Here is a 22,991-nt window from a genome sequence, read left to right as displayed (position 1 = left end):
TCGGTAAGACCACCTGAACCCACTCGCAAAGCGCGGGTGGAGTACAGCACCAGTCCACAGGAGGACCCCAGTGGCGAAGGCGAAGTTCGAGCGGACTAAGCCGCACGTCAACATCGGCACCATCGGTCACATCGACCACGGTAAGACCACTCTTACCGCGGCGATCACCAAGGTGCTGCACGACGCGTACCCGGAGCTGAACGAGGCCTCGGCGTTTGACCAGATCGACAAGGCTCCCGAGGAGCGCCAGCGCGGTATCACCATCTCCATCGCGCACGTCGAGTACCAGACCGAGACGCGTCACTATGCCCACGTTGACTGCCCGGGTCACGCGGACTACATCAAGAACATGATCACCGGTGCGGCGCAGATGGACGGCGCCATCCTCGTGGTCGCCGCCACCGACGGCCCGATGCCGCAGACCAAGGAGCACGTGCTCCTGGCCCGTCAGGTCGGCGTTCCCTACATCGTCGTCGCCCTGAACAAGGCCGACATGGTCGACGACGAGGAGATCCTGGAGCTCGTCGAGCTCGAGGTCCGTGAGCTGCTGTCCGAGTACGAGTTCCCGGGCGACGACGTTCCGGTCGTCAAGGTCTCGGCGCTCAAGGCGCTCGAGGGCGACAAGGAGTGGGGCGAGTCCGTCCTCAACCTGATGAAGGCTGTGGACGAGTCCATCCCGCAGCCGGAGCGCGATGTCGACAAGCCGTTCCTGATGCCGATCGAGGACGTCTTCACCATCACCGGCCGCGGCACGGTCGTCACCGGCCGAATCGAGCGTGGTGTCCTCAAGGTCAACGAGAACGTCGACATCATCGGCATCAAGCCGGAGAAGACCTCCACCACGGTCACCGGTATCGAGATGTTCCGCAAGCTGCTCGACGAGGGCCAGGCCGGTGAGAACGTCGGTCTGCTCCTCCGCGGCATCAAGCGCGAGGACGTCGAGCGCGGCCAGGTCATCATCAAGCCGGGCTCGGTCACCCCGCACACCGAGTTCGAGGCCCAGGCCTACATCCTGTCGAAGGACGAGGGCGGCCGCCACACCCCGTTCTTCAACAACTACCGCCCGCAGTTCTACTTCCGTACGACTGACGTGACCGGCGTCGTGACCCTCCCCGAGGGCACCGAGATGGTCATGCCGGGCGACAACACCACCATGTCCGTCCAGCTGATCCAGCCGGTCGCCATGGAGGAGGGCCTCAAGTTCGCCATCCGTGAGGGTGGCCGGACCGTGGGCGCCGGCCAGGTCACCAAGATCAACAAGTGACCTGCCGCTCCTAGGAGCACCGGGGAAGGGCTCGTACGGTTTCGTCCGTGCGGGCCCTTCGCGTTGCTCGCGCGAAGCCAGGACATGCAGCTGATGCTTGGTCAAAATCCGTTCGTGGAACGGGACCCGGGTGTCCTGAGTCATGGCGTGGGGCGATCCGATCGGGGTCATGGTGAGCGCTCCCCCTCGTCTGCGGAGGGCGAGCGCGTCGAGATCGACTTCGACGTCAACCCACGCTCCATCCGGTGTCCGACGCCGACGAACACGGCGTCCGTTTCCCGGAGTTGCTCGCCGAGCCGGCCAAGGACGCGCTTGTCGGCTCCGGGGCCAGGTGTCCGTTCCCTGCGCCGCTACGGAAACAACGGGCACCCGGTGTCCAGGCGATGAGCGCCGCCCATATTGCGCCTCACCCGGGAGCGGTCACCGTCCTCGTCGGCGACGACAGGCTGACCTGTGTCCCTGCGGGCGCGGGCCCCGAAGGGGGGGCCGGGCACCGGTGAATCGCGCGTGGCCTGGCCGGGAGGGCGCGACACACGGAATACGCGTCGGGAACAGGGCGACTGCCTCTGACGGGGCGGCGGCCGGAAGTGCGGGAGCGGTTGCCGCGGAAACGGCACGCGCCAGGAGGTTCCGTGGATCGGGGAGCCGGTCCTGAGGAGATCAGCCGCCCGGCCCCTCGTACGGCCCCGGCTGCGATGCCTCGGCCGGGGTGGTGAGGTAGCCTCCTCGGCTCGATTCGCGACCACCTGGCCCCATATGGCACACTGTCCAGGTTGCTCGGTTGAGTGCCGATGCTGCGCGCCTCCCGCCGGGAGGACTGGAAGCGAGTCCCGCAGTACTCGTCGTCCCTGATCAGGGGCGGAAGTACGGGAATCTTCCGGGAAGCGTCAGCGGGGTACCGACCAGGCGCCCGGTGGGTGTCCTCCCCCGGTCCAGCGGTCTCGTGGCCGCATCCCCCAGCAGGGAAATCCTTCGGGAAATCAGCTGTGAAGGGATTGCGACACGCCCGACCGCGGGGGTCGGAGGGTCGGAAAGTCGCCGGGTCCCAGAGCGTTACGAGAGACAGGACTACGAAGCAGCCATGGCGGGACAGAAGATCCGCATCCGGCTCAAGGCCTACGACCACGAGGTCATCGACTCCTCGGCGAAGAAGATCGTCGAGACGGTGACCCGCACTGGTGCGTCGGTCGCGGGCCCGGTGCCGCTGCCCACAGAGAAGAACGTGTACTGCGTCATCAAGTCGCCGCACAAGTACAAGGACTCGCGCGAGCACTTCGAGATGCGTACGCACAAGCGCCTCATCGACATCCTCGACCCCACGCCGAAGACCGTCGACTCGCTCATGCGTCTCGACCTGCCGGCCGGCGTCGACATCGAGATCAAGCTCTGAGGTGACGCGCGAGATGGCTAAGCAGATCAAGGGCGTCCTGGGCGAGAAGCTCGGTATGACGCAGGTGTGGGACGAGAACAACCGCGTCGTCCCGGTCACCGTCGTCAAGGCCGGCCCCTGCGTCGTGACCCAGGTCCGCACCAACGACGCCGACGGCTACGACGCCGTCCAGATCGCCTTCGGCGAGATCGACCCGCGCAAGGTGAACAAGCCCCTAAAGGGCCACTTCGCCAAGGCCGACGTCACCCCGCGCCGCCACCTGGTGGAGCTGCGTACCACCGACGCCGGTGAGTACACGCTCGGCCAGGAGGTCACCGCCGAGGTGTTCGAGTCCGGTGTCAAGGTCGACGTGACCGGCACCAGCAAGGGCAAGGGCACCGCCGGTGTCATGAAGCGCCACGGCTTCGGCGGCCTCGGTGCCGGCCACGGCACGCAGCGCAAGCACCGCTCGCCCGGCTCCATTGGTGGCTGCGCCACGCCGGGCCGCGTGTTCAAGGGCCTGCGCATGGCCGGCCGCATGGGCAACGAGCGGGTCACCACCCAGAACCTGACCGTCCACGCCGTTGACGCGGAGAAGGGCCTGCTGCTCATCAAGGGCGCAGTTCCTGGTCCGAACGGCGGCCTCGTCCTGGTCCGTACCGCGGCCAAGGGGGCCTGAGGTAACCGATGAGCACCATTGACATCCTTTCGCCGGCAGGCGACAAGGCCGGGTCCGTCGAGCTCCCCGCGGAGATCTTCGACGTGCAGGTCAGCATTCCGCTGATCCACCAGGTCGTCGTCGCCCAGCTGGCCGCTGCCCGCCAGGGCACGCACAAGACCAAGACGCGCGGCGAGGTCCGCGGCGGTGGCAGGAAGCCCTACCGCCAGAAGGGCACCGGCCGCGCCCGCCAGGGCTCGACCCGTGCGCCGCAGTTCGCCGGTGGTGGCACCGTGCACGGTCCCGTGCCGCGTGACTACTCGCAGCGGACCCCGAAGAAGATGAAGGCCGCCGCGCTCCGCGGTGCCCTCTCCGACCGGGCGCGTCACAACCGCATCCACATCGTCTCCGGCGTGGTCGAGGGCGAGATCTCCACCAAGGCCGCGAAGACCCTGTTCGGCAAGATCAGCGAGCGCAAGAACCTGCTCCTGGTCGTCGAGCGGTCCGACGAGGCCGCGTGGCTGTCCGCCCGCAACCTGCCCCAGGTCCACATCCTGGAGCCGGGCCAGCTCAACACGTACGACGTGCTCGTCTCCGACGACGTGGTCTTCACCAAGGCCGCCTTCGAGTCCTTCGTGGCTGGTCCCAAGGCCGCTCAGCTCGAAGGGAGCGACGCCTGATGACTGAGGCGACCGCTGTCACCAGCAAGACCTTCACGGACCCCCGCGACGTTCTCGTCAAGCCGGTGGTCTCGGAGAAGAGCTACGCGCTGCTGGACGAGAACAAGTACACGTTCATCGTCGACCCGCGTGCGAACAAGACCCAGATCAAGCAGGCCGTCGAGGCGGTCTTCTCGGTCAAGGTCACCGGGGTCAACACGATCAACCGCCAGGGCAAGCGCAAGCGCACCCGCACCGGTTTCGGCAAGCGCAAGGACACCAAGCGCGCCATCGTGACCCTCGCCGAGGGCGACCGTATCGACATCTTCGGCGGCCCGGTCTCCTAACGGAGTCCGAGTCGTCCGATATCGGACGAGGACTGAGAAATGGGTATCCGCAAGTACAAGCCGACGACCCCGGGCCGTCGTGGCTCCAGCGTCGCCGACTTCGTCGAGATCACGCGGTCCACGCCGGAGAAGTCGCTGGTCCGCCCGCTGCACAGCAAGGGCGGCCGTAACAACGCCGGTCGTGTGACCGTTCGCCACCAGGGCGGTGGCCACAAGCGCGCCTTCCGCGTGATCGACTTCCGTCGTCACGACAAGGACGGCGTGCCGGCCAAGGTCGCGCACATCGAGTACGACCCGAACCGCACCGCGCGCATCGCGCTCCTGCACTACGCGGACGGCGACAAGCGCTACATCCTCGCCCCGGCCCGCCTGGGTCAGGGCGACCGGGTGGAGAACGGCCCCGGTGCCGACATCAAGCCCGGCAACAACCTCCCGCTGCGCAACATCCCGGTGGGTACGGTCATCCACGCCATCGAGCTGCGCCCCGGCGGCGGCGCGAAGATCGCCCGTTCCGCGGGCTCTTCCGTCCAGCTGCTGGCGAAGGAGGGCACCTACGCCCACCTGCGCATGCCCTCCGGCGAGGTCCGTCTGGTCGACATTCGCTGCCGCGCCACCGTTGGCGAGGTCGGCAACGCCGAGCAGTCGAACATCAACTGGGGCAAGGCCGGCCGTATGCGCTGGAAGGGCGTCCGCCCGACCGTCCGCGGTGTCGCCATGAACCCCGTCGACCACCCGCACGGTGGTGGTGAGGGCAAGACCTCCGGTGGTCGCCACCCGGTCTCGCCGTGGGGTCAGAAGGAGGGCCGTACGCGCTCGCCGAAGAAGGCCAGCAACAAGTACATCGTCCGCCGCCGCAAGACGAACAAGAAGCGCTAGGAGCAGGTTCGATGCCGCGCAGTCTCAAGAAGGGGCCTTTCGTCGACGACCACCTCAGCAAGAAGGTGGACGCTCAGAACGACGCAGGCACCAAGAACGTCATCAAGACCTGGTCTCGCCGCTCGATGATCGTCCCGGCCATGCTCGGCCACACGATCGCGGTGCACGACGGCCGCAAGCACGTCCCGGTGTTCGTCACCGAGTCGATGGTCGGCCACAAGCTCGGCGAGTTCGCGCCGACCCGCACCTTCCGCGGCCACGAGAAGGACGACCGCAAGTCGCGTCGTCGCTGATCTGCGGAACAAGCGAAGACCGATGACAGACACCGAAGGGACAACCATGGAAGCCAGGGCCCAGGCGCGGTACATCCGCGTCACGCCCATGAAGGCCCGCCGCGTGGTGGACCTCATCCGTGGCATGGATGCCACGGAGGCTCAGGCGGTCCTGCGATTCGCTCCGCAGGCCGCGAGCGTGCCGGTCGGCAAGGTGCTGGACAGCGCCATTGCCAACGCCGCGCACAACTACGACCACACCGACGCCGGCAGCCTCTTCATCTCCGAGGCGTACGTCGACGAGGGCCCGACCCTGAAGCGGTTCCGTCCGCGCGCCCAGGGCCGTGCCTACCGGATCCGCAAGCGGACCAGCCACATCACCGTGGTCGTCAGCAGCAAGGAAGGAACCCGGTAATGGGCCAGAAGGTTAACCCGCACGGGTTCCGGCTCGGCATCACCACGGACTTCAAGTCCCGGTGGTACGCCGACAAGCTGTACAAGGACTACGTCAAGGAAGACGTCGCCATCCGCCGGATGATGACGAAGGGCATGGAGCGCGCCGGTATCTCCAAGGTGGAGATCGAGCGCACCCGTGACCGCGTCCGCGTCGACATCCACACCGCCCGGCCGGGCATCGTCATCGGCCGCCGCGGCGCGGAGGCCGACCGTATCCGCGGCGAGCTGGAGAAGCTCACCGGCAAGCAGGTCCAGCTGAACATCCTCGAGGTCAAGAACCCCGAGACCGATGCCCAGCTGGTCGCGCAGGCGGTCGCCGAGCAGCTCTCCTCCCGCGTCTCCTTCCGTCGCGCCATGCGCAAGAGCATGCAGTCGACGATGAAGGCCGGCGCCAAGGGCATCAAGATCCAGTGCGGTGGCCGTCTCGGCGGCGCCGAGATGTCCCGCTCGGAGTTCTACCGCGAGGGCCGTGTGCCCCTGCACACGCTCCGTGCGAACGTCGACTACGGCTTCTTCGAGGCAAAGACGACCTTCGGCCGTATCGGTGTGAAGGTCTGGATCTACAAGGGCGACGTCAAGAACATCGCCGAGGTCCGCGCCGAGAACGCGGCCGCCCGCGCCGGCAACCGCCCGTCGCGCGGTGCCGGTGACCGTCCGGCCCGTGGTGGCCGCGGTGGCGAGCGCGGCCGCGGCCGCAAGCCGCAGCAGCAGTCGGCCCCGGCTGCCGAGGCCCCCAAGGCCGAGGCTCCCGCCGCTGCCGCTCCGGCTGCCGAGGCTGGTTCCTCCAACAGCGCCGGAACGGAGGCCTGACCGTCATGCTGATCCCCCGTAGGGTCAAGCACCGTAAGCAGCACCACCCGAAGCGCAGTGGTATGGCCAAGGGCGGCACCGAGCTTGCGTTCGGCGAGTACGGCATCCAGGCGGTGACTCCGGCCTACGTGACGAACCGCCAGATCGAGTCGGCTCGTATCGCCATGACCCGCCACATCAAGCGTGGCGGCAAGGTCTGGATCAACATCTACCCGGACCGCCCGCTCACGAAGAAGCCGGCGGAGACCCGCATGGGTTCCGGTAAGGGTTCTCCGGAGTGGTGGGTCGCGAACGTCAAGCCCGGTCGGGTGATGTTCGAGCTGTCCTACCCGAACGAGAAGATTGCTCGCGAGGCGCTCACCCGCGCCGCGCACAAGCTTCCGATGAAGTGCCGGATCGTGCGGCGCGAGGCAGGTGAGTCGTGATGGCGGCCGGAACCAAGGCGTCCGAGCTGCGCGAGCTGAACAACGAGGACCTCGTTGCCAAGCTTCGTGAGGCCAAGGAGGAGCTGTTCAACCTCCGCTTCCAGGCGGCGACCGGACAGCTCGAGAACCACGGCCGGCTGAAGGCCGTTCGCAAGGACATCGCCCGGATCTACACCCTGATGCGGGAGCGCGAGCTCGGCATCGAGACGGTGGAGAGCGCCTGATGAGCGAGAAGAATGTGACTGAGACGAACGACCGCGGCTTCCGCAAGACCCGTGAGGGCCTCGTCGTCAGCGACAAGATGGACAAGACCGTCGTCGTCGCCGTCGAGGACCGCGTCAAGCACGCGCTGTACGGCAAGGTCATCCGCCGTACGAACAAGCTCAAGGCGCACGACGAGCAGAACGCCGCGGGTATCGGCGACCGCGTCCTCCTCATGGAGACCCGGCCGCTGTCCGCGACCAAGCGCTGGCGCGTCGTCGAGATCCTCGAGAAGGCCAAGTAGGCAATTCCCGCAAGGGGATTCCAAAGAAAGTCAGCCTGAAGGCAACAGCCTTCTGGACAGTTCCGCCAGGCTCGGCAGGGGCCGTGACACGGCCCCTGCCGGGAACCGGCAGACGATCAGGAGATAGACGTGATCCAGCAGGAGTCGCGACTGCGTGTCGCCGACAACACTGGTGCGAAGGAAATCCTTTGCATCCGTGTTCTCGGCGGTTCCGGTCGCCGCTACGCGGGCATCGGTGACGTCATCGTCGCCACCGTCAAGGACGCGATCCCCGGTGGCAACGTGAAGAAGGGCGACGTCGTCAAGGCGGTCATCGTGCGCACCGTGAAGGAGCGCCGCCGCCCGGACGGCTCGTACATCCGCTTCGACGAGAACGCGGCCGTCATCCTCAAGAACGATGGCGACCCCCGCGGCACCCGTATCTTCGGCCCCGTGGGCCGCGAGCTGCGCGAGAAGAAGTTCATGAAGATCATCTCGCTCGCGCCGGAGGTGCTGTAACCGATGAAGATCAAGAAGGGCGACCTGGTCCAGGTCATCACCGGTAAGGACAAGGGCAAGCAGGGCAAGGTCATTCAGGCCTACCCCCGCGAGGACCGCGTTCTGGTCGAGGGTGTCAACCGGGTCAAGAAGCACACCAAGGCCGGCCAGACCGCTCGTGGTTCGAAGACCGGCGGCATTGTGACGACCGAGGCCCCGATCCACGTGAGCAATGTGCAGCTCGTGGTGGAGAAGGACGGCAACAAGGTCGTCACCCGCGTCGGGTACCGCTTCGACGACGAGGGCAACAAGATCCGCGTTGCCAAGCGGACCGGTGAGGACATCTGATGACTGCCACCACCAACGCGCCGCGTCTCAAGACGCGCTACCGCGAAGAGATCCAGGGCAAGCTGAAGGACGAGTTCTCCTACGAGAACGTCATGCAGATCCCTGGTCTGACCAAGATCGTGGTCAACATGGGTGTGGGCGACGCCGCCCGCGACTCCAAGCTGATCGAGGGCGCCATCCGCGACCTCGCCACGATCACCGGCCAGAAGCCGGCCGTCACCAAGGCCCGTAAGTCCATCGCGCAGTTCAAGCTGCGCGAGGGCCAGCCGATCGGTGCCCATGTCACCCTCCGCGGTGACCGCATGTGGGAGTTCCTGGACCGCCTGCTGTCGCTGGCGCTGCCGCGCATCCGCGACTTCCGTGGTCTGTCTCCGAAGCAGTTCGACGGTCGGGGCAACTACACCTTCGGTCTCACCGAGCAGGTCATGTTCCACGAGATCGACCAGGACAAGATCGACCGTACCCGGGGTATGGACATCACCGTGGTCACCACGGCGACCAACGACGATGAGGGCCGCGCTCTCCTTCGTCACCTCGGCTTCCCGTTCAAGGAGGCGTGAGCGAGATGGCGAAGAAGGCTCTTATTGCCAAGGCTGCTCGCAAGCCCAAGTTCGGTGTGCGCGCGTACACCCGCTGCCAGCGCTGCGGCCGTCCGCACTCCGTTTACCGCAAGTTCGGCCTCTGCCGCGTGTGCCTTCGTGAGATGGCTCACCGCGGCGAGCTGCCGGGCGTGACCAAGAGCTCCTGGTAACCAGCCTTACGGGCTGCTACCGGACTCTTGGTAAGCATCTGGTCGGCAGGAAGCCCTCCTCACGTCCCCTAGGATTGTGGGGTTGGGCGCCTGCCGCCCAAGACCGTCTTACTACGCCGTAGGTCCCCGCACCGCACCCGTCCCGGCTTGTTCCGGGGAGAGGGATGGAGCAGACAGGAAACCCCGGCGAGAGAGGCCGAAGGCCATCATGACCATGACCGATCCGATCGCAGACATGCTGACGCGTCTGCGAAACGCGAACTCGGCGTACCACGACTCCGTGTCGATGCCGCACAGCAAGATCAAGTCGCACATCGCGGAGATCCTCCAGCAGGAGGGCTTCATCACCGGCTGGAAGGTCGAGGACGCCGAGGTCGGCAAGAACCTCGTCCTCGAGCTGAAGTTCGGCCCCAACCGCGAGCGCTCGATCGCCGGTATCAAGCGGATTTCGAAGCCGGGTCTGCGGGTCTACGCAAAGTCCACCAATCTGCCGAAGGTGCTCGGCGGCCTGGGCGTGGCGATCATCTCCACGTCCCACGGTCTCCTCACCGACAAGCAGGCCAGCAAGAAGGGTGTGGGCGGGGAAGTCCTCGCCTACGTCTGGTAGTCGGGAACGGAGGAACAGCAATGTCGCGTATCGGCAAGCTCCCCATCCCGGTTCCCGCCGGCGTGGACGTCACCATCGATGGCCGGACGGTCTCGGTGAAGGGCCCCAAGGGTTCCCTCTCCCACACCGTCGCCGCGCCGATCGAGATCGCCAAGGGCGAGGACGGCACCCTCGCGGTGACCCGCCCCAACGACGAGCGTCAGAACAAGGCCCTCCACGGCCTGTCGCGCACGCTGGTGGCGAACATGATCACCGGTGTGACCACGGGATACGTCAAGAGGCTCGAGATCAGCGGTGTCGGCTACCGCGTCCAGGCCAAGGGCTCCAACCTGGAGTTCTCCCTGGGCTACAGCCACCCGATTCTCGTCGAGGCCCCCGAGGGCATCACCTTCAAGGTGGAGTCCCCGACCAAGCTGAGTGTCGAGGGCATCGACAAGCAGAAGGTCGGCGAGGTGGCCGCGAACATCCGCAAGCTGCGCAAGCCCGACCCGTACAAGGCCAAGGGCGTCAAGTACGAGGGCGAAGTCATCCGCCGCAAGGTCGGAAAGGCTGGTAAGTAAGCCATGGCATACGGTGTGAAGATCGCCAAGGGCAAGGCCTACAAGGCTGCCGCTCTCAAGCGTCGCCACATCCGCGTCCGCAAGCGGGTCTCCGGTACGCCGGAACGTCCGCGCCTGGTCGTGACGCGGTCCAACCGCCATATGGTCGCCCAGGTCATCGACGACATCGCGGGCCACACGCTGGCCTCGGCGTCGTCCCTGGACGCGTCGATCCGTGGTGGCGAGGGTGACAAGAGCGCGCAGGCCAAGCAGGTTGGCGCCCTGGTCGCCGAGCGGGCCAAGGCCGCCGGTATCGAGGCCGTCGTGTTCGACCGCGGTGGCAACAAGTACGCCGGGCGCATTGCAGCGCTGGCCGACGCCGCCCGCGAAGCCGGGCTCAGGTTCTGAGCCGGTTCCTACGCAAGCGGATTAGACGAGAGAGGTAATTCCAATGGCTGGACCCCAGCGCCGCGGTGGCGGCGCCGGTGGCGGCGAGCGGCGGGACCGGAAGGACCGGCGGGACGGCGGCGCTGCCGCCGAGAAGACCGCGTACGTCGAACGTGTCGTCGCGATCAACCGCGTCGCCAAGGTTGTGAAGGGTGGTCGTCGCTTCAGCTTCACCGCGCTGGTCGTGGTGGGCGACGGTGACGGCACCGTGGGTGTCGGATACGGGAAGGCCAAGGAGGTGCCGGCCGCCATCGCCAAGGGTGTTGAGGAGGCCAAGAAGCACTTCTTCAAGGTCCCGCGGATCCAGGGCACCATCCCGCATCCGATCCAGGGCGAGAAGGCTGCGGGCGTCGTCCTGCTCAAGCCGGCTTCCCCCGGTACCGGTGTGATCGCCGGCGGTCCTGTGCGCGCCGTTCTGGAGTGTGCGGGCATCCACGACGTGCTGAGCAAGTCGCTCGGCTCGGCGAACCCGATCAACATCGTGCACGCCACGGTGGAGGCTCTCCAGGGGCTGCAGCGTCCCGAGGAGATCGCCGCCCGTCGCGGCCTGCCGCTGGAGGATGTCGCTCCCGCCGCTCTGCTGCGGGCGCGTGCCGGGGCGGGTGCGTAATGGCTCGCCTCAAGATCACGCAGACGAAGTCCTACATCGGCAGCAAGCAGAACCACCGCGACACCCTGCGTTCGCTCGGGCTCAAGCGCCTGAACGACGTGGTTGTCAAGGAGGACCGTCCCGAGATCCGCGGCATGGCCAACACCGTGCGCCACCTCGTGACGGTTGAGGAGGTCGACTGACATGGCGGAGGAGAAGCCGCTGAAGGTCCACAACCTCCGGCCCGCCCCGGGCGCCAAGACCGCCAAGACCCGTGTCGGTCGTGGTGAGGCGTCCAAGGGTAAGACCGCAGGTCGTGGCACCAAGGGCACCAAGGCCCGCTACCAGGTTCCGGAGCGCTTCGAGGGTGGGCAGATGCCCCTCCACATGCGTCTCCCGAAGCTCAAGGGCTTCAAGAACCCGTTCCGCACCGAGTACCAGGTCGTCAACCTGGACAAGCTGGCCGCGCTCTACCCGCAGGGTGGCGAGGTCACGGTGGCCGACCTGGTCGCCAAGGGTGCGGTGCGCAAGAACCAGCTCGTGAAGGTGCTGGGTACCGGCGAGGTCTCCGTGGCGCTGCAGGTGACGGTCGACGCCGTCTCCGGCTCCGCCAAGGAGAAGATCACCGCAGCCGGCGGTACCGTCACCGAGCTCGTCTGAGCGCGATGACGCATTCGACCGGGGATGTCTCACATGAGGCATCCCCGGTTGGTCGTTCCACGGGACACAGGTGCGCCGGTAAGGTGGCGTGCACTGTTGCTTGCAGCACCTGGGGCCCCGCCCCGGGCCGCGCGGTCCGCAGCCGCGCGGCTTTTGACTGATCAGTACTCGTCGTTTTCCAGACCGTCACCTCTCGCGCAGATACGCGGGGGTCGCAGGAGGCACCGTGCTCACCGCGTTCGCCCGGGCGTTCAAGACGCCCGACCTGCGCAAGAAGCTGCTCTTCACGCTGGGCATCATTGTGTTGTTCCGGCTCGGGGCGCACATTCCGATCCCCGGGGTCAGCTACCCGAACGTCAACTACTGCATGAAGCAGGCCGAAGGCAGCCAGGGGCTGTTCGGCCTGGTCAACATGTTCAGCGGTGGCGCTCTGCTGCAGATCACGATCTTTGCGCTCGGCATCATGCCGTACATCACGGCGAGCATCATCCTGCAGCTGCTGACCGTGGTCATTCCACGGCTGGAGGCCCTGAAGAAGGAGGGGCAGTCCGGGCAGGCGAAGATCACGCAGTACACGCGTTATCTGACGGTCGCCCTCGCCGTACTCCAGGGCACCGGGCTGGTGGCCACCGCCCGCTCCGGCACCCTCTTCCCGCGCTGTGACCGCGCGGGGCAGATCATCCCGGACCAGTCGATCTTCGTGACCATCACCATGGTCATCACCATGACCGCGGGTACGGCGCTGATCATGTGGCTCGGCGAGCTGATCACCGACCGCGGCATCGGCAACGGCATGTCGATCCTGATGTTCATCTCGATCGCCGCCGGTTTCCCGCAGGCGCTGTGGGCGATCAAGCTCGAGGGCAAGATCATCGGCGGATGGCTCGAGTTCGGCGTGGTGATTCTGGTCGGCCTGGCAATGGTCGGACTGGTGGTCTTCGTCGAGCAGGCGCAGCGCCGTATTCCCGTGCAGTACGCAAAACGAATGATCGGCCGCAGGTCCTACGGCGGTACGTCTACGTACATCCCGCTGAAGGTCAACCAGGCGGGTGTGATTCCCGTCATCTTCGCGTCCTCACTGCTCTACATCCCGGCTCTGATCGTTCAGTTCAGTGGATCGCAGGCGGGCTGGGCGACGTGGATTCAGCAGCACTTGGTCAAGGGGAACCACCCCTATTACATGATCACATACTTTGTCCTCATTGTTTTCTTCGCCTTCTTCTATGTGGCCATCTCGTTCAACCCCGAGGAAGTCGCCGACAACATGAAGAAGTATGGTGGCTTCATCCCGGGCATCCGGGCTGGTCGACCCACTGCTGAGTACCTGAGCTACGTGCTCAATCGGATCACCTGGCCGGGGTCGCTGTACCTGGGCTTGATCGCACTAGTGCCGACAACGGCGTTGGCAGGTTTCGGAGCGAACCAGAACTTCCCGTTCGGCGGGACCAGCATCCTGATCATCGTGGGTGTGGGCCTGGAGACCGTAAAGCAGATCGAGAGCCAGCTTCAGCAGCGTAACTACGAAGGGTTCCTCCGCTGATGCGAATCGTCCTCGTCGGGCCTCCCGGGGCCGGCAAGGGTACGCAGGCCGCGTACCTCGCCGAGAACCTGTCGATCCCGCACATCTCCACGGGCGACCTGTTCCGCGCCAACATCAGCCAAGGCACGCCCCTTGGCCGTCAGGCGAAGGAATTCATGGACGCCGGCGAGTTGGTACCGGACGAGGTGACCATCGGCATGGCCAAGGACCGGCTCGAGCAGCCCGACGCGGGGAACGGCTGTCTGCTCGACGGGTTCCCCCGCAACCTCACCCAGGCCAAGGCCCTCGACCAGATCCTCGAGGAGAAGGGCATCGGGCTCGACGCGGTGCTCGATCTGGAGGTCCCCGAGGAAGAGGTCGTCAAGCGGATCGCGGGTCGCCGCACCTGCCGCAACAACAGCGCGCACACCTTCCACGTCGAGTACAAGCCGCCGAAGGCCGAGGGCGTCTGCGACGAGTGCGGCGGTGAGCTGTACCAGCGCGAGGACGACAGCGAGGAGACGGTCCGCAAGCGCCTCGAGGTCTACCACGAGCAGACCGAGCCGATCATCGACTACTACAAGACCCAGGGCCTGGTCGTGACGATTCCGGCCCTCGGCAAGGTCGCAGAGGTCACGCAGCGGGCCATGGAGGCCCTGCGGCAGCAGGCCGCCTAGAGTTCCGACGGCGTCAGACGGCCGCGGTGTCCTCGACGGACGCCGCGGCTGTCCGCTGCCGGGAGCCGTTACCGTAGAGCGGTAACCGATGATGGAGCACAACAGTGGAGGGCAACCACCTCCGCGGAAGCGGCGGCTGGGCCGCCCGGAGGAGCCGTACGCCGATGGTAGAGATCAAGACCCCGGACCAGATCGCGAAGATGCGCGAGGCGGGGCTGGTCGTGGCCGCGGTGCACGCGGCTTGCCGGGAGGCCGCCGTCCCGGGCGCCACCACCAAGGACCTGGACGACGCCGCGCGCAAGGTGCTCGCCGAGCACGGCGCCAAGTCCAACTTCCTTGGCTACGGCGGCTTTCCCGCCACCATCTGCACCTCGGTCAACGAGGTCGTGGTCCACGGGATCCCTGACACCGCGACCGTGCTGAGGGACGGCGACCTCATCTCCATCGACGCAGGCGCCATCGTCGACGGCTGGCACGGCGATGCGGCGATCACCGTCTTCGTCGGCTCCGGTCACGCTCCGGAACTGCATGAACTCAGCCGGGTGACCGAGGAGTCCATGTGGGCGGGCATCGCCGCGGTCAAGCAGGGCAACCGGCTCGTCGACATCTCCAAGGCGATCGAGGGCTACATTCGCCGCCAGCCGCGCCCGGCCACCGGGAAGTACGGAATCATCGAGGACTACGGCGGCCACGGCATCGGCTCCCAGATGCACATGGATCCGCATCTGCTCAACTACGTGGACCGCAGGCGCGGTCGAGGGCCCAGGCTGGTGCCCGGGTTCTGCATCGCGATCGAGCCGATGGTGAGCCTCGGCACCCCGCGTACCCATGTCCTCGAGGACGACTGGACGGTCAAGACCGATGACGGGACATGGAGCAGTCACTGGGAGCACTCGGTCGCGCTGACCGAGGAAGGCCCCCTGGTGCTGACCGCCGTGGACGGCGGCAAGGCCAAGCTCGCCGAGCTGGGCGTCACCGCGGCTCCCGATCCGCTGGGTTAAGGATCTTGGTCGCCGGGCAGATTCCAGGCCCGATTCGTCTTTCCGGATGCCCTGACGTAGACTGATGCGTCGGCTCTCGTGCATCCGCATGTCCGCATGCGCGCGCGAGAGCTGATCAAGGTAGCCGATTCGAAGGGCGAAGCGTGGCCAAGAAGCAAGGTGCCATCGAGATTGAGGGCACCGTGATCGAGTCCCTCCCGAACGCCATGTTCAAGGTGGAGCTCCAGAACGGTCACAAGGTCCTCGCGCACATCAGCGGCAAGATGCGGATGCACTACATCCGTATCCTCCCGGATGACCGGGTCGTTGTGGAGCTGTCTCCGTACGACCTGACGCGCGGCCGGATCGTCTACCGCTACAAGTAGATCTTGCCCGCCCCCTCCCGTGGGGTGGCGCACTGACCCGGAGAACCTCACATCCCATGAAGGTCAAGCCGAGCGTCAAGAAGATCTGCGACAAGTGCAAGGTGATCCGCCGACACGGCCGGGTCATGGTCATCTGCGACAACCTGCGCCACAAGCAGCGCCAGGGCTGACGCACGCCGACCTGCACTCCGCAGTTCTTCGCGCGACGCACGCGACAACACGTACATACGCAGTCACCCGATTCCGCCCCCGAGGCGGGTCGACACCCTCGGTCGGAGGCCGGGGACCCGGTACGTACCTGGTACGGCGGCCGGGACCGGTGCTGCGGAAGACCTCCGCAAGTCAACAGGAGCCATGAATGGCACGCCTTGCAGGCGTTGACCTTCCGCGCGAGAAGCGCGTGGAGGTTGCCCTCACCTACGTCTTCGGCATCGGGCGCACCCGCGCCCAGGAGACGCTGAAGAACACCGGTGTGAACCCCGACACCCGCGTTCGCGACCTGGCCGAGGAGGACCTGGTCAAGATCCGCGAGTACGTCGACGCGAACTACAAGACCGAGGGTGACCTCCGTCGCGAGATCCAGGCCGACATCCGCCGCAAGGTCGAGATCGGCTGCTACCAGGGTCTCCGCCACCGCCGTGGCCTTCCGGTCCACGGTCAGCGCACTCACACCAACGCCCGCACCCGCAAGGGCCCGCGTCGCGCGATCGCCGGCAAGAAGAAGCCGGGCAAGAAGTAGTCCTCACCGGACGCTGCCGAGCGGTCCGAGCTGTAGGACCGACCACCTCCACAGGAGAAGATTCACTCAATGCCTCCGAAGAGCCGTACGGCCGGCGCCAAGAAGGTGCGCCGCAAGGAGAAGAAGAACGTCGCCCACGGGCACGCTCACATCAAGAGCACGTTCAACAACACGATCGTCTCGATCACCGACCCGACCGGGAACGTGATCTCTTGGGCCTCGGCCGGCCATGTCGGCTTCAAGGGCTCGCGCAAGTCCACCCCCTTCGCCGCGCAGATGGCCGCCGAGTCGGCCGCCCGCCGTGCGCAGGAGCACGGCATGCGCAAGGTCGACGTCTTCGTCAAGGGTCCCGGCTCCGGCCGTGAGACCGCGATCCGCTCCCTCCAGGCCACCGGCCTCGAGGTCGGTTCGATCCAGGACGTCACCCCCACCCCGCACAACGGATGCCGCCCGCCGAAGCGCCGCCGCGTCTGATCATCTGAGGTAGGAGACAAGACAACAATGGCGCGTTACACCGGGGCCGACTGCAAGCGTTGCCGTCGGGAGAAGCAGAAGCTCTTCCTCAAGGGGAGCAAGTGCGAGAGCGCGAAGTGCCCGATCGAGATCCGTCCTTACCCCCCGGGTGAGCATGGGCGCGGGCGCACCAAGGACAGCGAGTACCTGCTGCAGAAGCGTGAGAAGCAGAAGGCCGCTCGGATCTACGGTGTCCTCGAGAAGCAGTTCCGTGGTTACTTCCAGGAGGCCAACCGCAGGACCGGCAAGACCGGTGAGAACCTGCTGCGCATCCTGGAGACCCGTCTCGACAACGTGGTCTACCGGGCCGGCTTCGCCAAGTCCCGTGACCACGCCCGTCAGCTGGTCCGCCACGGGCACATCCTCGTGAACGGCCGCAAGACCGACATCCCGTCGGCCCGCGTCACCGTGAACGACATCATCGAGGTCCGCGAGTCCTCCCGGAACCTGACCCCCTTCCAGGTGGCCCAGGCCGAGGCGGGTGACAGGACCGTCCCGGCGTGGCTGGAGGCGATCCCGTCCAAGCTGCGGATTCTCGTGCACTCCATGCCCGAGCGTCAGGCGATCGACACGCAGGTGCAGGAGCAGCTCATCGTCGAGCTCTACTCGAAGTAGTAGCTCGGTCTCGGGCGGTACGGCCCCGTTCGGGTCGTACCGCCCGTACCCTTGCAGTATCGACCTCGGGCTGCCGCCCGGGGCTCGGCATCAAATAGCGGGTGCCGAAGACTGGAGGCAACTTCCATGCTGATCGCTCAGCGTCCCTCTCTGACCGAAGAGGTCGTGGACGAATTCCGCTCACGGTTCGTGATCGAGCCGCTGGAGCCGGGTTTCGGCTACACCCTCGGCAACTCCCTGCGTCGTACGCTCCTCTCCTCGATCCCCGGTGCCGCCGTGACGAGCATCCGGATCGACGGTGTCCTGCACGAGTTCACCACCGTGCCGGGCGTCAAGGAGGACGTCACCGACCTGATCCTCAACATCAAGCAGCTCGTGGTCTCCTCGGAGCACGACGAGCCGGTCGTGATGTACCTGCGCAAGCAGGGCCCGGGTCTGGTCACCGCCGCCGACATCGCCCCGCCGGCCGGCGTCGAGGTCCACAACCCGGATCTCGTCCTCGCCACCCTGAACGGCAAGGGCAAGCTCGAGATGGAGCTGACCGTCGAGCGCGGTCGCGGCTACGTCTCAGCGGTGCAGAACAAGCAGCTCGGCCAGGAGATCGGCCGGATCCCGGTCGACTCGATCTACAGCCCGGTGCTCAAGGTCACCTACAAGGTCGAGGCGACGCGTGTCGAGCAGCGCACCGACTTCGACAAGCTGATCGTCGACGTCGAGACCAAGCAGGCCATGCGCCCCCGCGATGCCATGGCGTCGGCCGGCAAGACCCTGGTCGAGCTGTTCGGCCTGGCCCGCGAGCTCAACATCGACGCCGAGGGCATCGACATGGGCCCGTCCCCGACGGACGCCGCCCTGGCCGCCGATCTCGCGCTCCCGATCGAGGAGCTCGAACTCACGGTCCGCTCGTACAACTGCCTCAAGCGCGAGGGCATCCACACGGTGGGCGAGCTGGTGGCCCGCTCGGAGGCCGACCTGCTCGACATCCGCAACTTCGGTGCGAAGTCGATCGACGAGGTCAAGGCGAAGCTGGCCGGCATGGGCCTGGCCCTCAAGGACAGCCCGCCCGGATTCGACCCGACCGCCGCCGCCGACGCGTTCGGCGCGGAGGACGAGGGCGACACCGGTTTCGTGGAGACCGAGCAGTACTGAACCTCCCTCCTTCCGCCGTCCTCGGCGCAGGAGGGGCCCACGGCTGGGGTACCCGGTGGATCGCCGGGTGCCCCGCCGCCGGGGACGAGGCAGTGTCCCCGGTCGCCGGACGGGCCTGATTTTTGATCTTCCGGCGGGCAATCGCCCGTACGGACCCTGACACCGGTACCTGACACGGCCGGTGCAGACATCGAGGAGAAACACCATGCCGAAGCCCGCCAAGGGCGCCCGTATGGGCGGCAGCGCTGCGCACGAGCGGCTCATGCTGGCGAACCTCGCCACCGCGCTGTTCGAGCACGGCCGCATCAGGACCACCGAGGCCAAGGCCCGCCGCCTGCGCCCGGTGGCCGAGCGTCTGATCACCAAGGCGAAGAAGGGCGACCTTCACAACCGTCGTCTGGTGCTGCAGACGATCCGCGACAAGGGTGTCGTCCACACCCTGTTCACGGAGATCGGCCCGCGCTACGAGAACCGTCCGGGCGGCTACACCCGGATCACCAAGATCGGCAACCGTCGTGGCGACAACGCGCCCATGGCGGTCATCGAGCTGGTCGAGGCTCTGACCGTGCAGCAGGCGGCGGTGGGTGAGGCCGAGGCCGCCACCAAGCGCTCCGCCAAGGACGCTGCCGGTGACCAGGCCGTCGCGGACCTCAAGAAGGAGAAGGCGGCTCCGGCCGCCGACGCCAAGGACGAGGCCGCCGAGGCCGCGGCCGAGCCCGCCGCGGAAGCGTCCGACGAGGACGGCAAGGACGCCTGAGCCCCTTCCCCGCGCGAGCGGCGGAGCCGGACGCCTGAGCCGTTCCGGTGGCTTTCGGAGGGCCCGCACCCAGTTCCGGCTGGGGGCGGGCCCTTCCGCATGGAGAGGAACCTGTGGGTGAGTGACGAGGTGGAGCCCGGCTTCGTACGGGTCCGGCTGGACTGTGGTTACGACGGCAAGGACTTCTCGGGCTGGGCGCGGCAGCGGGAGCGCCGTACGGTGCAGGGCGAGCTGGAGAGCGCCCTGCAGACCGTGATGCGGCTGCCGGAGCCGGTCGAGCTGACGGTCGCCGGGCGTACGGACGCGGGCGTGCACGCACGCGGGCAGGTCGCGCACGTCGATCTGGCCGAGGAGGTGTGGGCCGAGCACCGCGAGAGGCTGCTGCGACGGCTCGCCGGCCGTCTCCCGCACGACGTCCGGGTGTGGAGCGTGGCGGAGGCAGCCGAGGGATTCAACGCGCGGTTCTCGGCGATCTGGCGCCGTTACGCGTACCGGGTCGGCGACCAGCGGGGTGGGGTGGACCCGCTGCGCCGCGGCCATGTGCTGTGGCACGACTGGCCGCTCGACGTCGCGGCGATGAACCGGGCGGCGAAGCGGCTGCTCGGCGAGCACGACTTCGCCGCGTACTGCAAGAAGCGCGAGGGCGCGACGACGATCCGCAAGCTGCTCGACCTGCACTGGGAGCGGCCCGCCCGGGGTCATGAGGACGCCGGCCTCGTGGTGGCCACGGTCCGGGCGGACGCCTTCTGCCACAACATGGTGCGTGCGCTGGTCGGGGCGCTGCTGCTCGTCGGTGACGGTCACCGTCCGGTCGACTTCCCGCGCGAGGTCCTGGCGGGGCGGGTGCGCCACTCCGCGGTCAATGTGGTGCGGCCCCACGGGCTGACTCTGGAAGAGGTCGGCTACCCGCCCGACGACCAGCTCGCGGCGCGCAATCTGGCGGCGCGGAACAAACGGACCCTGCCGGGGGACGCGACGAGGGCCGTGGGAGCGGGCTGCTGCTGAGCAGGCGCCCGTGGCGCGCCCGGACGCGGCCTCTACCGGATCGGACCGGCACGCGGCGGGGTCCGCCGGGACCGCCGCCCGGACTACGCCGACGTGTCGTGCGACCAGATGTGGGTGCACGCCGGACACTGCAGATGCACCACGTGACCATGGCTGGCCAGCAGGTAACGCCAGTGGTCCGCGCAGGTGCGGCCGCCCAGGCAGGCGCCGCAGTCGAGGTGGTCCTCGCAGCGGGGGCAGGGGAGCCAGGCACGGCGGGACCTGTCGGCGTCGGGGTCAAGCGGAAGCACGGCCGTCCTCGGGACGCGCCGGCAGGACGCCTTCGGCCACCAGGCGGTCGTAGATCTCCTGCTGGCGTTCATCGAGGTTCGAGTAGAGCATCCGGTAGGCCTCGTCCTCGGCTTCCATGACCGCGGCGGGGTCCCACTCCGGGCCCATGGCGGCGAGGACCTCGGCGCGGCGGCGCGCCTCCTCACGGGTGAGGTCGATCTCGAATATGTGAGGTTCAGGGGCGCTGTCGTGGGCCATGGCGGAGCTTTCGCTTGCTGAATAGGAATACCTGCTTCCGTGCCTATCACCCGCGGGGCCGCCGGAGGAAGGCGGGAACGGGAGATCCGCGTCACTGGTGACGCGGGGCGATCCGGGCCTTACGCAGGGAGAGCTCCGGTTCGCTCACGCCCGGCGGGGCCGACGGCGCCAGGCGCGCAGCAGCTGTCCGCCGACGTAGAGCGTGGCGCAGGTCGCGAGTACGGCCCGCAGGGCACCGACGCCGGGCGCCCACCAGGCGTAGACCGTGGTGGGGACGAAGACGAGCAGGGCGGTCGAGCGCAGGGCCCACCACCGGGTGGGCAGGCGGGCGGAGCCGGCTCTTCGGCCGTTCTCCTCGGGCATCGCCCCCGGCCTGGCCGTCACCGTTTCCCGCAGGCCGGTGAGCAGGCCGCGACGGGCGATGACCTGCGCGCCGGGGAAGCCGTCGAGGACATCCGTGCGCTCGCCGTAACCGGTGGGCGGAGCCGGCAGGCCGAGCGCCCGGACCAGGTCGGCCTGGCGGCGTGGCGCCTCGTCGGACCCCCGCAGCAGTGCCGTAAGGGGCCGGGTGTCGGCGACGTTGAATGCGGCGGCCAGGGTGCGGGCGGTCGCGGTGGCGTCCTCCAGGGACGGGATCGCCGCAGCCGGGTCCCACTGGTGGCCGGCCGTGCGCCTGCCGCGCTGGAAGACCGTGAAGCCGGTCCGGTCGCCGCTGCGGTGGAGGACGATCGCCGGCCACTTCTCACCCGTGGTCAGGGTGTCGACGGCGGCGATGAGCGGTTCCTCGCCGAGGAGGGTGCCGCGCCGGGGCGTCCCCGGTTCGGCGGCCAGCTCCACGTACGTGGCCGAGGTCCCGGCCGGGGCGACGCGTAGCGAGGCATTGCACATCAGGGCGGCCTGGGCGACCTTGTGCGGCACGGCCGCGCAGATGGCGAGCGTGCGCGGGGCCCATTCGGGTTGGACGGGCGGTGCGATGCGTGGCTGGTGCGGCCTGCCGAAGAACGGCGTCTGCATGGCGACTTGCATGCGCACACCCGTACGGAAGCCGAGGAACTCCTTGCGCGGGTCGCCGAAGTAGGCCCAGGGCAAGCGGCGGGCGTGCACGCCGATCGCCCGGAACATGTCAAGGGCGACCGTCCACCGGCCGGCGCGGAGCAGCACCAGGGCGAGGTGGTTGCGGACCCCGGCGATCTCCGGGTCGCCGGGCTCGTACCAGGAGGAGAGCTCCAGGGCGCGGTCGACCGCCGCGTCGATGCGGTCCCCGGCGATCGGGCCGTCCTGGACGCGGTCGGCCACGACCTCGTACTCGACGGCGGCGAGTAGCGGGAGGGCGTGCAGCTGGGAGCCGGGCAGGGCCGCGTCGGCGGCGTGCTCGGCGAAGGCGAACATCTCCTCGTGCGAGCCGTACCACTTCTCGCTCACGTACTGGAGCGCGGTGCTGTGGCAGCCGAAGTGGTGCGGGGCGCGCTCGACGGCCTCGCGCCAGTAGGCGTCGAAGACCTCGCGCGGTGCCTGGACGCCGCGCGCGTGGGTGAGGGCGATGCGCCAGGGCACGGGATCGGTCGGGTTGAGGTCCGCGGCCGCCCGTATGACCGGGATGGCGTCCTCCAGGAGCGCGAAGAAGGCGCGGAACTGCTCCCGTGACACTTCGGATGCGCGCGCTGCGCCGCGGACGCGCCAGGCCTGGTCGATGCAGAGGCCGGCTTTGACGAGGACGGCGTCCGGGTCCTCCGGGGACGCGGCGAGCCAGGCGTCCAGCCAGCCGGGGTTGTGCACGGCGAACTCGGCCAGGGCGGAGACGTATGTGTCGCGCCGCTCCCACTCGGCTCCGAGCCGCGTGGAGGCGAGCAGAGCGCGGGCGGGGGCGAAGTCGCCCGCGCCCGCGGCGGTGAGCGCGGCGCGCAGCGGTGTCTCCGGCGCGTCCAGGACCACGGCCTCGTCGGGCGGCAGGTCGGAGCCGACGCGCGCGCCGTGGCGCAGCATGCGCGGGAAGGCGATCAGGGCACGGAGGGAGGGCACGGTCGTTCATTCAACGACCCGCGCCGCGCTTCTGACCAGGGGGTT

At 67.7% G+C, this 22,991-nt stretch carries 36 protein-coding genes; 33 read left to right on the top strand and 3 right to left on the bottom strand.

The window, feature by feature from the left end:
* The first annotated feature begins 70 nt into the window (after positions 1-70).
* The 33 genes from tuf (at position 71) to truA (ending at position 20,399) form a co-directional block, all read left to right on the top strand.
* Positions 71-1,264: an elongation factor Tu gene (gene tuf / locus AB0M26_RS12070; protein WP_365258523.1), complete on the top strand. Its 1,194-nt coding sequence runs from the start codon at positions 71-73 to the stop codon at positions 1,262-1,264.
* Positions 1,265-2,345: 1,081 nt separating this feature from the next.
* Positions 2,346-2,654 (top strand): 30S ribosomal protein S10, encoded by a 309-nt coding sequence (rpsJ, locus tag AB0M26_RS12065; RefSeq protein ID WP_003948644.1) that lies wholly within the window; start codon positions 2,346-2,348, stop codon positions 2,652-2,654.
* A 13-nt stretch (positions 2,655-2,667) separates the two neighbouring features.
* The gene (gene rplC / locus AB0M26_RS12060) at positions 2,668-3,312 is read left to right on the top strand and encodes a 50S ribosomal protein L3 (protein WP_365258520.1); all 645 of its coding nucleotides are present in this window, start codon (positions 2,668-2,670) and stop codon (positions 3,310-3,312) included.
* An 8-nt stretch (positions 3,313-3,320) separates the two neighbouring features.
* The gene (rplD, locus tag AB0M26_RS12055) at positions 3,321-3,971 is read left to right on the top strand and encodes a 50S ribosomal protein L4 (protein ID WP_365258517.1); all 651 of its coding nucleotides are present in this window, start codon (positions 3,321-3,323) and stop codon (positions 3,969-3,971) included.
* Positions 3,971-4,297, top strand: a complete 327-nt coding sequence (gene rplW / locus AB0M26_RS12050; RefSeq protein ID WP_262705012.1) for a 50S ribosomal protein L23 — start codon at positions 3,971-3,973, stop codon at positions 4,295-4,297. The genes rplD and rplW overlap by 1 nt, the downstream gene beginning before the upstream one ends.
* Positions 4,298-4,336: 39 nt before the next feature.
* Positions 4,337-5,173 carry a 50S ribosomal protein L2 gene (gene rplB, locus AB0M26_RS12045; protein ID WP_365258514.1) on the top strand — a complete coding sequence of 279 codons (837 nt, stop codon included), beginning with the start codon at positions 4,337-4,339 and terminating at the stop codon, positions 5,171-5,173.
* An 11-nt stretch (positions 5,174-5,184) separates the two neighbouring features.
* The gene (rpsS, locus tag AB0M26_RS12040) at positions 5,185-5,466 is read left to right on the top strand and encodes a 30S ribosomal protein S19 (RefSeq protein ID WP_365258512.1); all 282 of its coding nucleotides are present in this window, start codon (positions 5,185-5,187) and stop codon (positions 5,464-5,466) included.
* A 46-nt stretch (positions 5,467-5,512) separates the two neighbouring features.
* The gene (rplV, locus tag AB0M26_RS12035; RefSeq protein ID WP_032926743.1) at positions 5,513-5,860 is read left to right on the top strand and encodes a 50S ribosomal protein L22; all 348 of its coding nucleotides are present in this window, start codon (positions 5,513-5,515) and stop codon (positions 5,858-5,860) included.
* Positions 5,860-6,711 (top strand): 30S ribosomal protein S3, encoded by an 852-nt coding sequence (gene rpsC, locus AB0M26_RS12030; protein WP_365258508.1) that lies wholly within the window; start codon positions 5,860-5,862, stop codon positions 6,709-6,711. Before rplV ends, rpsC begins: the two co-directional genes overlap by 1 nt.
* A 5-nt stretch (positions 6,712-6,716) precedes the next feature.
* A complete protein-coding gene (rplP, locus tag AB0M26_RS12025) occupies positions 6,717-7,136 on the top strand; it encodes a 50S ribosomal protein L16 (RefSeq protein WP_055470929.1) in 420 nt (139 codons plus the stop codon).
* Positions 7,136-7,360, top strand: coding sequence for a 50S ribosomal protein L29 (gene rpmC, locus AB0M26_RS12020; protein WP_065963002.1), 225 nt, complete (start codon positions 7,136-7,138; stop codon positions 7,358-7,360). Before rplP ends, rpmC begins: the two co-directional genes overlap by 1 nt.
* Positions 7,360-7,641, top strand: coding sequence for a 30S ribosomal protein S17 (rpsQ, locus tag AB0M26_RS12015; protein WP_055470927.1), 282 nt, complete (start codon positions 7,360-7,362; stop codon positions 7,639-7,641). Before rpmC ends, rpsQ begins: the two co-directional genes overlap by 1 nt.
* Positions 7,642-7,770: 129 nt before the next feature.
* Positions 7,771-8,139 (top strand): 50S ribosomal protein L14, encoded by a 369-nt coding sequence (gene rplN, locus AB0M26_RS12010; protein ID WP_003998823.1) that lies wholly within the window; start codon positions 7,771-7,773, stop codon positions 8,137-8,139.
* Positions 8,140-8,142: 3 nt separating this feature from the next.
* Positions 8,143-8,466, top strand: coding sequence for a 50S ribosomal protein L24 (gene rplX / locus AB0M26_RS12005; RefSeq protein ID WP_365258503.1), 324 nt, complete (start codon positions 8,143-8,145; stop codon positions 8,464-8,466).
* Entirely contained in the window at positions 8,466-9,026 is a 561-nt protein-coding gene (gene rplE / locus AB0M26_RS12000) for a 50S ribosomal protein L5 (RefSeq protein ID WP_360853544.1), read from the top strand. Before rplX ends, rplE begins: the two co-directional genes overlap by 1 nt.
* A 5-nt stretch (positions 9,027-9,031) precedes the next feature.
* The gene (locus AB0M26_RS11995; RefSeq protein WP_003956452.1) at positions 9,032-9,217 is read left to right on the top strand and encodes a type Z 30S ribosomal protein S14; all 186 of its coding nucleotides are present in this window, start codon (positions 9,032-9,034) and stop codon (positions 9,215-9,217) included.
* Between the two features lie 208 nt (positions 9,218-9,425).
* Positions 9,426-9,824: a 30S ribosomal protein S8 gene (gene rpsH / locus AB0M26_RS11990; RefSeq protein ID WP_360853547.1), complete on the top strand. Its 399-nt coding sequence runs from the start codon at positions 9,426-9,428 to the stop codon at positions 9,822-9,824.
* Positions 9,825-9,844: 20 nt separating this feature from the next.
* Positions 9,845-10,384: a 50S ribosomal protein L6 gene (rplF, locus tag AB0M26_RS11985; protein ID WP_365258499.1), complete on the top strand. Its 540-nt coding sequence runs from the start codon at positions 9,845-9,847 to the stop codon at positions 10,382-10,384.
* 3 nt (positions 10,385-10,387) lie between these two features.
* Complete coding sequence (gene rplR, locus AB0M26_RS11980; protein ID WP_365258496.1) at positions 10,388-10,771, top strand: 50S ribosomal protein L18; 384 nt, start codon at positions 10,388-10,390, stop codon at positions 10,769-10,771.
* A 43-nt stretch (positions 10,772-10,814) separates the two neighbouring features.
* Positions 10,815-11,420, top strand: coding sequence for a 30S ribosomal protein S5 (rpsE, locus tag AB0M26_RS11975; RefSeq protein ID WP_365258493.1), 606 nt, complete (start codon positions 10,815-10,817; stop codon positions 11,418-11,420).
* A complete protein-coding gene (gene rpmD / locus AB0M26_RS11970) occupies positions 11,420-11,602 on the top strand; it encodes a 50S ribosomal protein L30 (protein ID WP_351511179.1) in 183 nt (60 codons plus the stop codon). Before rpsE ends, rpmD begins: the two co-directional genes overlap by 1 nt.
* A 1-nt stretch (position 11,603) precedes the next feature.
* On the top strand, positions 11,604-12,059 hold the full coding sequence (gene rplO, locus AB0M26_RS11965; protein WP_365258490.1) for a 50S ribosomal protein L15: 456 nt from the start codon (positions 11,604-11,606) through the stop codon (positions 12,057-12,059).
* Between the two features lie 226 nt (positions 12,060-12,285).
* A complete protein-coding gene (gene secY / locus AB0M26_RS11960; RefSeq protein ID WP_365258487.1) occupies positions 12,286-13,599 on the top strand; it encodes a preprotein translocase subunit SecY in 1,314 nt (437 codons plus the stop codon).
* A complete protein-coding gene (locus AB0M26_RS11955; RefSeq protein ID WP_365258484.1) occupies positions 13,599-14,255 on the top strand; it encodes an adenylate kinase in 657 nt (218 codons plus the stop codon). Before secY ends, AB0M26_RS11955 begins: the two co-directional genes overlap by 1 nt.
* Positions 14,256-14,419: 164 nt before the next feature.
* Entirely contained in the window at positions 14,420-15,256 is an 837-nt protein-coding gene (gene map, locus AB0M26_RS11950; RefSeq protein WP_365258482.1) for a type I methionyl aminopeptidase, read from the top strand.
* 143 nt (positions 15,257-15,399) lie between these two features.
* Positions 15,400-15,621: a translation initiation factor IF-1 gene (gene infA, locus AB0M26_RS11945; RefSeq protein ID WP_003956442.1), complete on the top strand. Its 222-nt coding sequence runs from the start codon at positions 15,400-15,402 to the stop codon at positions 15,619-15,621.
* A gap of 56 nt (positions 15,622-15,677) precedes the next feature.
* Positions 15,678-15,791: a 50S ribosomal protein L36 gene (gene rpmJ / locus AB0M26_RS11940; RefSeq protein ID WP_003956441.1), complete on the top strand. Its 114-nt coding sequence runs from the start codon at positions 15,678-15,680 to the stop codon at positions 15,789-15,791.
* Between the two features lie 188 nt (positions 15,792-15,979).
* Positions 15,980-16,360 (top strand): 30S ribosomal protein S13, encoded by a 381-nt coding sequence (rpsM, locus tag AB0M26_RS11935; protein WP_365258479.1) that lies wholly within the window; start codon positions 15,980-15,982, stop codon positions 16,358-16,360.
* Between the two features lie 69 nt (positions 16,361-16,429).
* Entirely contained in the window at positions 16,430-16,834 is a 405-nt protein-coding gene (rpsK, locus tag AB0M26_RS11930) for a 30S ribosomal protein S11 (RefSeq protein WP_009715860.1), read from the top strand.
* A 27-nt stretch (positions 16,835-16,861) separates the two neighbouring features.
* Positions 16,862-17,488, top strand: a complete 627-nt coding sequence (gene rpsD, locus AB0M26_RS11925) for a 30S ribosomal protein S4 (RefSeq protein ID WP_365258475.1) — start codon at positions 16,862-16,864, stop codon at positions 17,486-17,488.
* A 126-nt stretch (positions 17,489-17,614) separates the two neighbouring features.
* A complete protein-coding gene (locus tag AB0M26_RS11920; protein WP_360853578.1) occupies positions 17,615-18,637 on the top strand; it encodes a DNA-directed RNA polymerase subunit alpha in 1,023 nt (340 codons plus the stop codon).
* Between the two features lie 205 nt (positions 18,638-18,842).
* Complete coding sequence (rplQ, locus tag AB0M26_RS11915; protein ID WP_365258470.1) at positions 18,843-19,394, top strand: 50S ribosomal protein L17; 552 nt, start codon at positions 18,843-18,845, stop codon at positions 19,392-19,394.
* Positions 19,395-19,511: 117 nt separating this feature from the next.
* The gene (truA, locus tag AB0M26_RS11910) at positions 19,512-20,399 is read left to right on the top strand and encodes a tRNA pseudouridine(38-40) synthase TruA (RefSeq protein ID WP_365258467.1); all 888 of its coding nucleotides are present in this window, start codon (positions 19,512-19,514) and stop codon (positions 20,397-20,399) included.
* Positions 20,400-20,482: 83 nt separating this feature from the next.
* Here the strand turns inward: truA and AB0M26_RS11905 are convergent, their stop codons facing one another.
* The 3 genes from AB0M26_RS11905 to AB0M26_RS11895 form a co-directional block, all read right to left on the bottom strand.
* Positions 20,483-20,689 (bottom strand): hypothetical protein, encoded by a 207-nt coding sequence (locus AB0M26_RS11905; RefSeq protein ID WP_365258464.1) that lies wholly within the window; start codon positions 20,687-20,689, stop codon positions 20,483-20,485.
* Complete coding sequence (locus AB0M26_RS11900; protein WP_365258461.1) at positions 20,676-20,927, bottom strand: DUF6400 family protein; 252 nt, start codon at positions 20,925-20,927, stop codon at positions 20,676-20,678. The genes AB0M26_RS11905 and AB0M26_RS11900 overlap by 14 nt, the downstream gene beginning before the upstream one ends.
* 144 nt (positions 20,928-21,071) lie before the next feature.
* Positions 21,072-22,946 (bottom strand): hypothetical protein, encoded by a 1,875-nt coding sequence (locus tag AB0M26_RS11895; RefSeq protein ID WP_365258458.1) that lies wholly within the window; start codon positions 22,944-22,946, stop codon positions 21,072-21,074.
* Between the last annotated feature and the right edge of the window lie 45 nt (positions 22,947-22,991).

This window comes from Streptomyces sp. NPDC051776, from assembly GCF_040681345.1.
GTDB lineage: Bacteria > Actinomycetota > Actinomycetes > Streptomycetales > Streptomycetaceae > Streptomyces.
Note: the sequence above shows the minus strand (reverse complement) of the source record. Positions and strands in the feature narration are given on the sequence as shown.

Coding starts and splice junctions, on each gene's coding strand:
- rpsJ (WP_003948644.1), top strand. CDS start 2,346: ATGGCGGGACAGAAGATCCGCATCCGGCTCAAGGCCTACGACCACGAG.
- rplC (WP_365258520.1), top strand. CDS start 2,668: ATGGCTAAGCAGATCAAGGGCGTCCTGGGCGAGAAGCTCGGTATGACG.
- rplD (WP_365258517.1), top strand. CDS start 3,321: ATGAGCACCATTGACATCCTTTCGCCGGCAGGCGACAAGGCCGGGTCC.
- rplW (WP_262705012.1), top strand. CDS start 3,971: ATGACTGAGGCGACCGCTGTCACCAGCAAGACCTTCACGGACCCCCGC.
- rplB (WP_365258514.1), top strand. CDS start 4,337: ATGGGTATCCGCAAGTACAAGCCGACGACCCCGGGCCGTCGTGGCTCC.
- rpsS (WP_365258512.1), top strand. CDS start 5,185: ATGCCGCGCAGTCTCAAGAAGGGGCCTTTCGTCGACGACCACCTCAGC.
- rplV (WP_032926743.1), top strand. CDS start 5,513: ATGGAAGCCAGGGCCCAGGCGCGGTACATCCGCGTCACGCCCATGAAG.
- rpsC (WP_365258508.1), top strand. CDS start 5,860: ATGGGCCAGAAGGTTAACCCGCACGGGTTCCGGCTCGGCATCACCACG.
- rplP (WP_055470929.1), top strand. CDS start 6,717: ATGCTGATCCCCCGTAGGGTCAAGCACCGTAAGCAGCACCACCCGAAG.
- rpmC (WP_065963002.1), top strand. CDS start 7,136: ATGGCGGCCGGAACCAAGGCGTCCGAGCTGCGCGAGCTGAACAACGAG.
- rpsQ (WP_055470927.1), top strand. CDS start 7,360: ATGAGCGAGAAGAATGTGACTGAGACGAACGACCGCGGCTTCCGCAAG.
- rplX (WP_365258503.1), top strand. CDS start 8,143: ATGAAGATCAAGAAGGGCGACCTGGTCCAGGTCATCACCGGTAAGGAC.
- rplE (WP_360853544.1), top strand. CDS start 8,466: ATGACTGCCACCACCAACGCGCCGCGTCTCAAGACGCGCTACCGCGAA.
- AB0M26_RS11995 (WP_003956452.1), top strand. CDS start 9,032: ATGGCGAAGAAGGCTCTTATTGCCAAGGCTGCTCGCAAGCCCAAGTTC.
- rpsH (WP_360853547.1), top strand. CDS start 9,426: ATGACCATGACCGATCCGATCGCAGACATGCTGACGCGTCTGCGAAAC.
- rplF (WP_365258499.1), top strand. CDS start 9,845: ATGTCGCGTATCGGCAAGCTCCCCATCCCGGTTCCCGCCGGCGTGGAC.
- rplR (WP_365258496.1), top strand. CDS start 10,388: ATGGCATACGGTGTGAAGATCGCCAAGGGCAAGGCCTACAAGGCTGCC.
- rpsE (WP_365258493.1), top strand. CDS start 10,815: ATGGCTGGACCCCAGCGCCGCGGTGGCGGCGCCGGTGGCGGCGAGCGG.
- rpmD (WP_351511179.1), top strand. CDS start 11,420: ATGGCTCGCCTCAAGATCACGCAGACGAAGTCCTACATCGGCAGCAAG.
- rplO (WP_365258490.1), top strand. CDS start 11,604: ATGGCGGAGGAGAAGCCGCTGAAGGTCCACAACCTCCGGCCCGCCCCG.
- AB0M26_RS11955 (WP_365258484.1), top strand. CDS start 13,599: ATGCGAATCGTCCTCGTCGGGCCTCCCGGGGCCGGCAAGGGTACGCAG.
- map (WP_365258482.1), top strand. CDS start 14,420: ATGGTAGAGATCAAGACCCCGGACCAGATCGCGAAGATGCGCGAGGCG.
- rpmJ (WP_003956441.1), top strand. CDS start 15,678: ATGAAGGTCAAGCCGAGCGTCAAGAAGATCTGCGACAAGTGCAAGGTG.
- rpsM (WP_365258479.1), top strand. CDS start 15,980: ATGGCACGCCTTGCAGGCGTTGACCTTCCGCGCGAGAAGCGCGTGGAG.
- rpsK (WP_009715860.1), top strand. CDS start 16,430: ATGCCTCCGAAGAGCCGTACGGCCGGCGCCAAGAAGGTGCGCCGCAAG.
- rpsD (WP_365258475.1), top strand. CDS start 16,862: ATGGCGCGTTACACCGGGGCCGACTGCAAGCGTTGCCGTCGGGAGAAG.
- AB0M26_RS11920 (WP_360853578.1), top strand. CDS start 17,615: ATGCTGATCGCTCAGCGTCCCTCTCTGACCGAAGAGGTCGTGGACGAA.
- rplQ (WP_365258470.1), top strand. CDS start 18,843: ATGCCGAAGCCCGCCAAGGGCGCCCGTATGGGCGGCAGCGCTGCGCAC.
- AB0M26_RS11900 (WP_365258461.1), bottom strand. CDS start 20,927: ATGGCCCACGACAGCGCCCCTGAACCTCACATATTCGAGATCGACCTC.